The 10685-nt window shown below is 65.7% G+C and carries 4 protein-coding genes; 2 read left to right on the top strand and 2 right to left on the bottom strand.

Features of this window, described 5'->3' with window-relative positions; all coding sequences use genetic code 11:
* Window positions 1-34: 34 nt before the first annotated feature.
* On the bottom strand, window positions 35-1381 hold the full coding sequence (locus AC5RT4_RS12420; RefSeq protein WP_494105924.1) for a type 1 periplasmic-binding domain-containing protein: 1347 nt from the start codon (window positions 1379-1381) through the stop codon (window positions 35-37).
* On the bottom strand, window positions 1378-4236 hold the full coding sequence (locus tag AC5RT4_RS12415; RefSeq protein WP_494105923.1) for a hypothetical protein: 2859 nt from the start codon (window positions 4234-4236) through the stop codon (window positions 1378-1380). Before AC5RT4_RS12415 ends, AC5RT4_RS12420 begins: the two co-directional genes overlap by 4 nt.
* Before the next feature lie 233 nt (window positions 4237-4469).
* Between AC5RT4_RS12415 and AC5RT4_RS12410 the strand changes: the two genes are divergently transcribed.
* Together AC5RT4_RS12410 and AC5RT4_RS12405 are read left to right on the top strand one after the other, a co-directional pair.
* Window positions 4470-4751 carry a pyrophosphorylase gene (locus AC5RT4_RS12410; RefSeq protein WP_494105922.1) on the top strand — a complete coding sequence of 94 codons (282 nt, stop codon included), beginning with the start codon at window positions 4470-4472 and terminating at the stop codon, window positions 4749-4751.
* Window positions 4752-5000: 249 nt separating this feature from the next.
* A complete protein-coding gene (locus tag AC5RT4_RS12405) occupies window positions 5001-10664 on the top strand; it encodes a DUF6531 domain-containing protein (RefSeq protein WP_494105921.1) in 5664 nt (1887 codons plus the stop codon).
* Window positions 10665-10685 lie beyond the last annotated feature (21 nt).

Below are 10685 nucleotides of genomic sequence, written 5' to 3'. Positions count from 1 at the left end.
CCGGCCCTTCAGGGACGGGGCCGGGGACGTATTGTCAGGGCCCGGCCAGCGGTGCCGGCACCCAAACGAGCCGCGGAGCGTTCTCGTCCGCCGGGCGGAGGCCCAGGTCCTGGGGTGAGGCATAGACGGGCACTGCTTCGGTTGTGAGCGCTGCAGACCGGGAGAAGTCAAGGCCGGGCCCCGCGATTCCTTCGCCTGGACCAAACGACATGGTGCCCAGCGCCGCCCCGACCTTGACCGGATCACCGGTTCCGCCCAGCGCCGCCGCCCTCACGAGGGCCACGACGGCGTCGTGGCTGCCTGTGTCTGCTGCCCAGGCGTCAGCCGAGAAGGGAGCGTCGCCCGTCAGGTTACTAACCTTTGAATTGCTGGACGCCAGGCGGACCGCGGACAGGAAAGCGGACATCCCGCGCCCCTGGGCGTCCTGCTGGAGCGCAGCGGCATCGCCTCCACCGGCGGAGTAGCTGACAAGCTGGCCGGAAGCAGTGCCGTCGGCTTCGGCCAAGGTAGAGGTAAAAGCAGGGGCGGCTGCCCCGTCCGGCAGGACCAGGGGAACAGACACACCGCGCGCCTGCAGGGCCTGGACCAGGCGGGCGAGCCGCTGCGGGGTGGCGGCCGAGACGATTACGGCGTCGGCGGCTTCGGCGACGCTTGTGGACTCCGCGCCCTCGGGAGTATCTTCGGCAGGCGGGCGCAGCTGGTCGCCGGTTCTGATGGCCGCTTCCTGAGCCAGGCTCATCACGTCTTCGAATTCTTCCAGGTTGAGCGTCTGGGCGACCTGCACCGCCGCATGGGCTTGGCCGCCGTCGCTGACGAGCAGCACTCTGTTCTTGCCCTCCAGCGTGATTCGAACGGCGGCGTCGATGGATGCGCGCGAGGGCGAGGTGGTCCACGTAGTTTGTGTCAGCTCCGCCGGTTCCGCGTAGGGCAGGATCGCCGGGAGCCCGAGCTCCCCGGCGGTCTTGGCTGCAGCCCGGGCCTGCGGTCCCGTGCTCGCCACGATGACACCGGACGCTCCCTGCTCGGCCAGCGCTTGGACGGCGGCACGCGCACCCTCCTCAGAACCACCGTCGTTCTGGGCCGAGAGGGCGACGGTAACGCCGCCCTGGGCGAAACGCTGTGCGGCAACGACAGCGCCCTGCGCCGCCCGGTTGTACTCGGAACCAGGTTCACCGGACTGGCCAAACGTCAGGACGACGCCGATCGAGAAGTCTTTCGGCATGCCCCCTGCGTTCAAGGCCACAGGAACCGTGGCGGCTACGGGGTCCGGCCGCGGGCCCTCCGTGGGGCGAACAAGCGTTATCACCAGGGCGACCGCAGCCACGACGACGATAGCGGCCCCTGTGGCGATCAGGACAAAGGATCTGCTGCGGAAGTTCATGCGCCGCCGCCGATCTTCAACGTGTACAGGGTCTGCGACGTTGCGCCGGCCGGTACTTCGAGGTGGAACGGCGGCAGTTCTGCGGCCGCGGCAAGTGAAGTCTTGAACTGTGCCTGGCGCAGCAGCAGTCCAGCCACATCACGGGAGCGGATGTTGGCATACCCTTCAGCGTTCTGGGACGCCAGGGCCAATTGGTAGTCAGCAGTGCCGGCCTTGGCAGCGCTTGTGGCCATGGAGCCGAGCAGCCCGGATCCGTTCACCGAACGGTCCCCCAGGTCGAGCATCACCTTGCCGAGGCTTGAGGACAGGAGGGCGTTGGCGCCCTCGACGTCACGGGTGGAGCCGGAAGTGCTCGAGGCGATGTTCGCGAGCGAGGACTGCGTGCTCTGAGCCAGGGAGGCAGCCAGTTCGTCGCTCTGCCCGAGCAGTTCGTCACGCTGCTTGTCCACTGTCCCCGAGGCGTCACTCACCACTTCGTCCGAAGTGGATTTCAAGCCGGAGATAGATCGGTTGAAGGCCGTGATCACGGCGCCGGAACCCGCTTCGCCGATTTCGGCGACCTGGCGCACCTGCTGGTCCACGGACTTTAGAACCTCGTCAGCGGTCTCAGTCGAGACGTCGCCCAGGGACTGTTTGATCTTCTCGCCCAGATCGTCCTGCTGCTCCTTCAGCTGTGCGAGCGTCATGCCTACGCGGCCGGAGGACTCGATCGCTTCGCGGAGCGCCTTGTTCAGCGCCTCAATCTCGCCCTTCGTGCTTTTGGCCTTGCCGGTTGCGGCGCGGTCGAGTGCGTTGGTGGCCTCGTTGATGGCATCCAGCTTGGTGTCGATGTCGTCGATAGCCGTCCCCAGGGTGGCCAGTGCTTGGCTGATCGCTTGCTCCGGGGCTGTAGAGTCGGTGGCGGCGAGGACCGCGTCCCACGCGGCCGACTGGGCCTGCAGCCGTGCATCCAGCGGGTCCTTGAACCCGAACGGCGGGGTCAGCGCCTGCACCTGGTTTCCGCTTTCATCCGTGGTCACGCAAGGCACGGATGTCAGGTACGACCGCAGTTCCTCCACCTCCTTGGCGGACAACCTGCCCTCACGGGGAAGCGAACCGTCGGCCAACTTGCAAAGCTCGTCGGCGAGCCGCTGGTTCTGCTGCAACATTGAGCCGTTCAGGAGCTGGGCGTTACCCAACTCCTTCTTGGCGCCTTCCGCAGCCGCCCGGATCTCGGTCAGCTTTTGCCGCAGGCCGTCGATCCTGTTGCGGACCTCGGCGGCGGCTTCGCGGGTCGCGCCGACAGAAGCCCGGGCGGATTTGATTGCTTTGTCCACTTCCGCAAGGGCGGTGGTGTAATCAGCCGTCGTTTCGGCACCGTCGAGGATCGCAGCGACGTCGTTGCGCACCGTGTCCAGCGTGCCCGCTGCGGCTTCCTGATCCCTGATCGCACCGTCAACCACGTGCGGCTGAAGCCCGGCAACAATTTCGTCGCCCTTCTTCACCAGGCCCAGCAGCGCCCCGGTGATCGTCACCGCCGAGCCGTAAAGAGAACATGTCATGGAACCTTGCTCCGCGCACTCTTCGGCGGTGGGGTTCTCGGGGCCCATTGTTGCTGCGATGGCACCCGCCACCGCGTCCCTGCAGCCTGCGCTGACCTTCGCATAGGCATCAAGCTGTGAAGCCATGGTCAGCACGCTGGAGTAGACGGTGGCAGACGTTGCTGACTTGGGAACCTCGGCGGCGCAGCCCTCACCGTTGATGGGGACCGTAGGGGGCAGCGCCGAGGTGTCACCGAGCATCGAGTCAACAGCGAAGACGGTCTGTTTGAGCTGGGACGCAGTGGTGGACTGTGTTGTCGTCGTTGCGGACTCCAGATCGGCACCAAGCGTCCTCAGCTGTTCCTTCAGGCCGGACATCGTCGCGGCGAGCGCCTGGGAGTTGTCGCGCAGTTCCCCTGCGGTCTTGACGCCCAGGGTCTGGGAGGTCTCCTGCAGGTTCTGTCGGACCTCCGTTATGGTCGATCCGGCCTTGGTCAGCACGGTGTTGACGTCGGAGACCAGCGAGATGGTGCGGCGTTGCAGCTCCATTTCGGAGCCTGCGCCGGTAGAGAACGCACTGGCGATGACACCATTGGCACTGAGGTCGGTGTTGAGGCCGGGCTGGACCGCTACATCGAAGTCGGGTACCTGGAAGTCCTCCACGTCGGCGACGAGGCGAAGAGTGGTGCTGGCGCCTGAACGCGGCGGGGCCAGCACTGTGGCCCATTGAACGACAGTGGCGCCGTCTTCCGAGTTACTCAGGACGCCGTTGGTACCCGATGCGCCGTCCGCGGCGCCGGGGGTAACATCATCTGCCCGTACGCCGGCGAGTTTGGTGGATGCGGCGATGGTCAGGGGTGCGCCGACGAGGGCGGTGTCAGCGCGGGTTTGGCCGGCGGCGTCGTACTCGATGACGCGCGGCCCGACTGTGAGGTTTTCAAGAGTCAGTCTGATTTCGACCGGCCCGGTGTGGCCTTCAAGCTCGGCGAGGTCGGCGCCCGACTTCTCCCCGGCCCGGTACTGCAGGCTCACCCGCACGGGCAGTTCCCCGACAACCTGGGCCGCGTCGTACTTTGTTTCCTCGGCAGAGGATTCGCCGGCCGCGGATACGGAGATGGTGGTGCCTTCGACAGTCTCGACTCCGGCGGCGGGGGACAGGCCCACGCGCACGGTTTGGAGGAGCTTGACGGGGTTGGATACCGGCTCCGGCTTGGGAATTGGGGTGCACGACGTCGTCGCTATCAGCCCTAGGCCTACAAGGAAGCCGCCCAGCGCACGGCCCGGGGTGACAAGGCGCCCCGCGGAGTGCTGGTGGGTATAAGTCCGTTTGGGCATGGTCGGTCCCCTTTTCCGTTCGCTGTGCCTTGAGCATGATACGGGGTTGGACTGACGATTGGACTAATTTGCGGCCCTGGAGGTAATGCAAATAGCGGGTTTATCATCTGTTCGTCATCCTCGTTTATCCTTTTGTTGGACTTATTGCGATCTATTGGTAGCGTCAGCACCGTCTGACCGCCGCGGTATTGTGATCGGCGGTAATGAGTTGGTCTCTTGGGGAGGAATTTTTGATGTCTCGCGTTTTGTCTACAGAGCAAGCAAAGGCTGCGATCAACCAGGTGCAGTCAATTATCAACGGTGGTTTCACGGATCAGATCTCTGCTCTGGATGCCCAGGGCCGGGTCCTGTCTGATCCGAATGTTTGGGATGGTCCTTTGGCTGCCCAGTTCCGTGGTTCAACGTGGCCGGAGACAAAGGCTGCTCTGGATAAGGCAAAGGAAGAGTTGGAGCAGCTGCGGGGCCAGTTGCAGAAGATCTCGCAGGACATTTTCTCCGCCGGCGGCGGCGCCTAGCCTTTTTTGCCGGGCGTGATGGCCGGGTGACCGCGCCGCTCGGGGGAGCGGCCGGTTGCCTGGCCGTCGCCTTGTTTTAATCTTTTCGCCGGTTCCGGGTTCCCCTGACCGGTTTTGGGGTTCGCTGCCCGGCTTTAGGTTTCCTCCCGGGCGCGTCCTGTTCTTGGTGGTTCTTTTCCCGTACGGGCGCCTGTCCTGCGGGCTGCTGGTTGTTCTTGTTTCAGTTCTTGTTCATGGGGGGCTTTGGTTGTGACCAAGTTCGTTGAGATGCCGTTGTTGCCGGATTCGGGTGCCTCTGATGGCGGGCGGTTCGATTACGGCGTGGCCGGGCAGGTGCGGTCCACGTTTGAGTCGGCGGCGTCGCGGCTAGAGGAGCATGCGGGTTCGCGAATCTCGTATGTTTCTGCGGCGAAGGAGGACTTCCTGGGTCACTTCTCGGAGGTCTTCGAGGCCAATGCTGCGACGGCCAGGAATGACGCGAACGCTTTGGCGTCCGCATTGCGGGCCGTCGCCGGGTACGTGGGCCGGATGATCGATGCCGGGCGGGACGAGGATAACCGGCGCAGGCGGAACAATGAGTGGGTCCGGGAGCACAATGACCGGAACTTCTTTGAACAATTCGGGGACTGGTGGTCCGGCGAATCGCCCCGGCCGAACATGGATCCGGTAAGTGCCCCGACCTTCCCGGCTGCCAACGCCAGCACCGGCTCCCGGGATACCCCGCCGCCCGGTGGAGGGTATGGGGGCGGGACCTCATCGGCGCGGCCGGCGAATTTGCGGTCCTTCGCGGCGAACTCCCGCGGTTTGGATGACGGGTTGGCCTCGGCCCCGGGGACCCTTGAGGGGCAGTTGTCCTCGTTTGAGTCCAGTTGCTATTGGGGATCTATTGAGGCATCGGGGGTGCTCCGCGCGTACCGGGAGTACCTGAGGGCCAACGAGAACGACGCTGTCTGGGCCGTCACGGTTGCTGACGCTTTTGCCGCTGCCGGGGGCGAGGGGAACGTTTCAACTCTGTCGGACGCGGCCGTGAACGAGGCGCTGGTCGCAGCCGGGGTGAGCGCGAACCGGTCCGGGCTGGTCATTGACCCGCCTCAGGCTGCGGGCGCGATGCCCACCAGCGGTTACGCCAACGACCCCGTGAACACCGCGACGGGAAACTTTATCGAGCCGGAAACGGATCTGGGCTTCGCCGGGGCTGCCGCGAACCTCGTGCTCTCGCGGATGTATAACTCGTTGGGCTCGGGCCTCGAGCAGGACGGGGTCTTCGGTCCGGGCTGGGCCTCGGTGCTGGATCAGCACCTCGCGATCTCGGATGAGGGCGGCCGGTGGGTGCTGGCCGATGGCCGGGCCGTGGACTTCCCCCGGAACGGTGCCGGCTGGGCCCGCGGTGTGGGGGAGAACTACTGGCTCACCCGCGAATCCGCCACAGCAGGCGTTTTCACGGAGTTGAGCTCCCTGCCCGCGGGCACAGTCGAGCTGCTCGTGGTCCGGGACAACCAAGGCGCTTGGTGGGCGTTCAGCCTCGCCGGAGTATGGCTGGGGGCCGGTTCCGGTCCGGGCCGGACCGTGTCGGCCCACCGGGAAGCACCTGCTGCTGTCCCGGCGGACGGCACCGAGGCGGCCGACGGCGGCAGCGCCGGGCTGGTGACGAGGCTGGACCACGTGCGGGGCCGCTTCCTGGAGGTGGACTACGCGGCTGGACGCGCCGCCGTCGTGCGCGCCTCCGATGGCCGGCGCGTCGAATACGGGTACGACGCCACAGGCCGTTTGGTCAGTGTGGGCACGGAAACAGGCACACGGACGTACCGGTGGAACGAGGCTGGCCTGATCGATGCCGTGTACTCCGCCGCGGGTGTCCTTGAAGCCGAAAACTCCTATGACGATCTCGGCCGGGTGGTCCTCCAGGTGACCCAGCATGGGCGCCGGGTCCGGTTCGCGTACCTGCCGGGCCGGGTCACCGTGGTGTCGGATGAGGACGGCACGCGCTCCAACTCGTGGATCGCGGATGCGAAGGGCCGCCTGGTGGGCGTGCTGGATTCCCATGACCAACGCCAGTCGATGGCGTACGACACCCATGGGAACCTGGTGTCGTTCACCGAACGCGACGGTGCGGTCACTGTCCACGCGTATGACGAAAGGGGCCGGAAAACCCGGACGGTGACCCCGGAAGGCGCCGACCTGACCTACGGCTGGGATGACCAGGACCGGATCACCACCTTGGTGACCGCCTCCGGCGCCGTCGTGTCTTACGAATACGCCGATGACCTTTCCCGGGACCCTGCCGTGGTCCTTGACCCGCTGGGTGGCCGAACCGAGCTGGAGTGGCGCGAGGGCCGGTTGGTCCAGGTCACGGACCCGGTGGGGGTACGGGTTGGGTTTGAGTACGACGCCTTTGGGGACCTGGTTGCGACCCGGAACGCGGTAGGCGATGTTTCGCGGATTGTCCGGGACCAGGCGGGTCGGCCGGTGACGGCGGTCAGCCCCTCCGGCGCCGAGACCTGCTACACATATGACGGTGCCGGGCTGCTGGTCCGGCGGGAAGACCCGGACGGAGCCGTGTGGGCCTTCGAGCATGATGCTGCCGGGCGGATTACGGCGTCCGTGGCCCCGGACGGTGGCCGGACCGAACTCGAATACGCCCCCAACGGTGAACTCGTCCGCACCATCGACCCCCTGGGTCGGTCCGTGGAGCGGGTCTTTGACGAACTGGGGAACGTCACCGCCGCGGTGCTGCCCGACGGCGCAGCCTGGGGTTTCACGCACGACACCCTCTCCCGGCTCATTGGCATCACGGACCCGGCCGGACATGACTGGGTGCGGGAGTACGACAAGGTCGGTGCCCTGACTGCCGTCATCGATCCCACCGGAGTCCGCACGGACGCTGCCACCGACCGGAAGGCGGGGACGGCCACCCTTACGGAGGCTTTCGGGTCCACCACCATTCGCTTTGACGAGTTCGGGCGCCCCACGAAGGTGGAAGCCGCGGACGGGTCCGCGGAGCTGGTCACCTATGACGCGGCCGGGAACCCGGTTGAACTTATTGACGGTGAAGGCCGATTGACCGTTTTGGGCCGGGACGTGGCCGGAAAGATCACCACGATCACCTCACCCGGCGGCGCCGTCACGCGGTACGAGTATGACGGCTGTGGACGGCCCTGGCGCGCCACGGACCCGCTCGGCGCCGTCACGGAGCTGGGCTACGACGCCGACCAGCGGATTGTGACCCGGAACCTGCCCACCGGCGAGGTGGAGACGTTCGAGTACGACGTGTGTGGCCGGCTCGTGCTTCGCCACAGCCCAGGGCAGGGAGTCTCCCGGTATGGCTATGACCGGTGCGGGCGTCTGAGCTTCTCCCAGGACACCTGGTATGGGACCCGTCGGTTCAAATACAACACCGCCGGCGAACTTGTTGAATCCGTCAACGGTGTAGGCGGGCGGACCCGGTTCGAATACGACATCCGCGGCAGGCTGGTCAGGATCACCGACCCCAACGGCGGTGTCACCACCCGGACCTACACGGCAACGGACCTCGTCGCTTCGGTGACGGACCCGCTGGGGCGGGTCACCACGGCGACGTATGATCCGGCCGGGCGGCAGCTGTCCCAGACGGATCCGGACGGGCACACCACCACGTGGGCCTACGACCAGGCCGGCCGCGAAGCCTCGACATCCTTTGACGGGAAGCTGCTGGCCGCCGTCGAACGCGACCTGGTCCGCCGCCAGGTGATCATCACCGATTACACCGGCCCGGACGGGTTGGCCGTGGACCATGAGCTCGGCTTTGACCGGTGCGGGCGGTTGACCTCCCGCACCCGTGGTGCGCAGGGCCTGTCCTGGGAGTATGACGCAGACGGGAACCGCGCCAGCTTCACAGACGCCTTCGGGATTACTACCACTTACGCCCGCGACGCCGCCGGGCGAATCGCCGCCGTGACTAACCCCCTCCTGGGGAAAGCGGTCTTCACCCACGACGCCGCCGGCCGGATCACGTCCGCCACAGCAGGCAGCTTGGTCCAGGAGTGGGCCTACCGCGACGGGGCCCTCGTCGAGCACAACCGGGTTGACCGGGCCGGTTCCGGTGCGGCCGACGTGACGCTGATCGGCCGCGATGACGACGGCAGGATTACGGGGCTGACCCGGTCAGGTGCTGTCACTCGTTATGGGTATGACGGTGCCGGGCAAATAACGTCGGCGACGACCACCGGTTCCGGCGAAGGTGACGTGCCGGCTGTGGTGTTGGGGTGGGAGTATGACGCCGGCGGGCGGCTCCTGCGTGAGACACTCCCCGGAGGGTCCCGGATATACGGCTACGACGTTGCGGGCCAGCTCCTGTCCGTCACGGAACCCGACGGGTCCCGGACGGAGTACGTCCATGACGGTTTGGGCCGCCGCGCACGGTTGATTGGACCGGACGGGTCCTGGACCGAGCATGCGTGGGGTCCCACCGGACTTCTGAGCGGATCTGTGGTGCGGGACCGTGATGGGGCTGAGGTGTCCCGGTATGAGTTGTGGGTCGACGCGCTGGGTGAGCTTGCCGCCGTCGACCGTTTGGAGCTGTGGTGGGATACGGCCAACCCCGTCCCCACCCTGGCTGGTATCGGCGGCGGGCAGGTCCTTTCCCTGCCGGGCGGTGTTGTTGGTGTGGGGGAGGCCTGGACTGCGCCAGGCTGGCGGGCTGCCCGTCCCACGGATCAGGCTGATCCGTGGGCTGTTGTTGGCACCCCGACTGTGGCGGACCCTGTGACGGGCAGTGTTGCGGGAGCTGGGACTGGCCTGGCGGGTGCGTTGCCGGCTGGGATTATGCTGACGGGAAATGGTGGCCTGGATATCGCGGGGCTGGAATGGCTCGGCGCACGGGCGTATGACCCTGCCAGCCGTAGTTTCCTCTCAACCGATCCTTTGGCTCCTGTCCTTGGCGCGGGTTGGGACGGGAATCCGTACGCGTACGCGGGCAATAACCCCCTGAACACGACGGATCCTACGGGGCTCCGCCCCCTGACCGACAGCGAACTCAAGGCATACGATGGCTCTACCCGTGGCGCGTTTGCCGCCGCGGGAAATTGGTTGAACGACAACTGGGAATACCTCGTCGCTGGGGCTGCGGTCGTAGGTGGCATCGCTCTCATGTGCACTGGGGTGGGAGGGCCGGTTGGGGTCGCCCTAATTGGTGCAGCGTCCGGAACCTTGATTTCGGGCGGTATCTCTGTTGGTACTCAGAAGTACCAAAATGGATCTGTTGACTGGGGCAAGGCTGGGGTCGACGCAGCGATTGGAGCCTTGGCGGGAGGACTTGGGGCGGGGACGGGTGCCTTGGTCTCGCAGGTCGGTGGGAAGGTAACCACTTCAGTCATCGGTGGTGGGGTTGAAGGCGGCGTAAGCGGTATTGCCGCCTATGGCACTGCTCCCGGCCCGCACTCAGTAGCAGGATTCCTCCAGTCCGGCGCGCAAGGAGCACTTCTGGGTGGAGTCTTCGGCTCCGCGGGTCATTTCAAGCAACCAACTGCGCTCCCCATCGTCAAACTCCATGACTTGGCGCCCAACCCCTACGCCGGGGTGCAAGAAGCGTCCGCATGGTTACAAGGTCTTGGAGTTCCCCGTCAGTTTAGACAGGAGGCTTTGCAGTCCTTCTATCCTGGAACGATTTCCCTTGATGTGGCAGGACCGCAACAGTACGGTCTGAGATTCTACGGAGGCGGATCTGAAGCTCTCGGTCGGTACATCACGCCCAACCTCCCCGCCAACAGGAGCGATTTGGCCTTGCCTTCTGTAAACACGATGGAGCGCTTAGCCCAATTCAAGATTGCTGAGGGTTCCACCTACATTTCAGGGCGGGTCGGTCCTAACTTTGGTTATCCGGGTGGAGGCATTCAGTATTATGTTCCGGATCCTAGCGTTTTGACGAGAATCGAGTAGAGACAGTGCGAGTAGAAGATC

Source organism: Arthrobacter sp. sptzw42 (genome assembly GCF_059089685.1).
The sequence above is the reverse complement of the archived record's forward strand: the minus strand, read 5'-3'. Positions and strand labels throughout refer to the sequence as shown.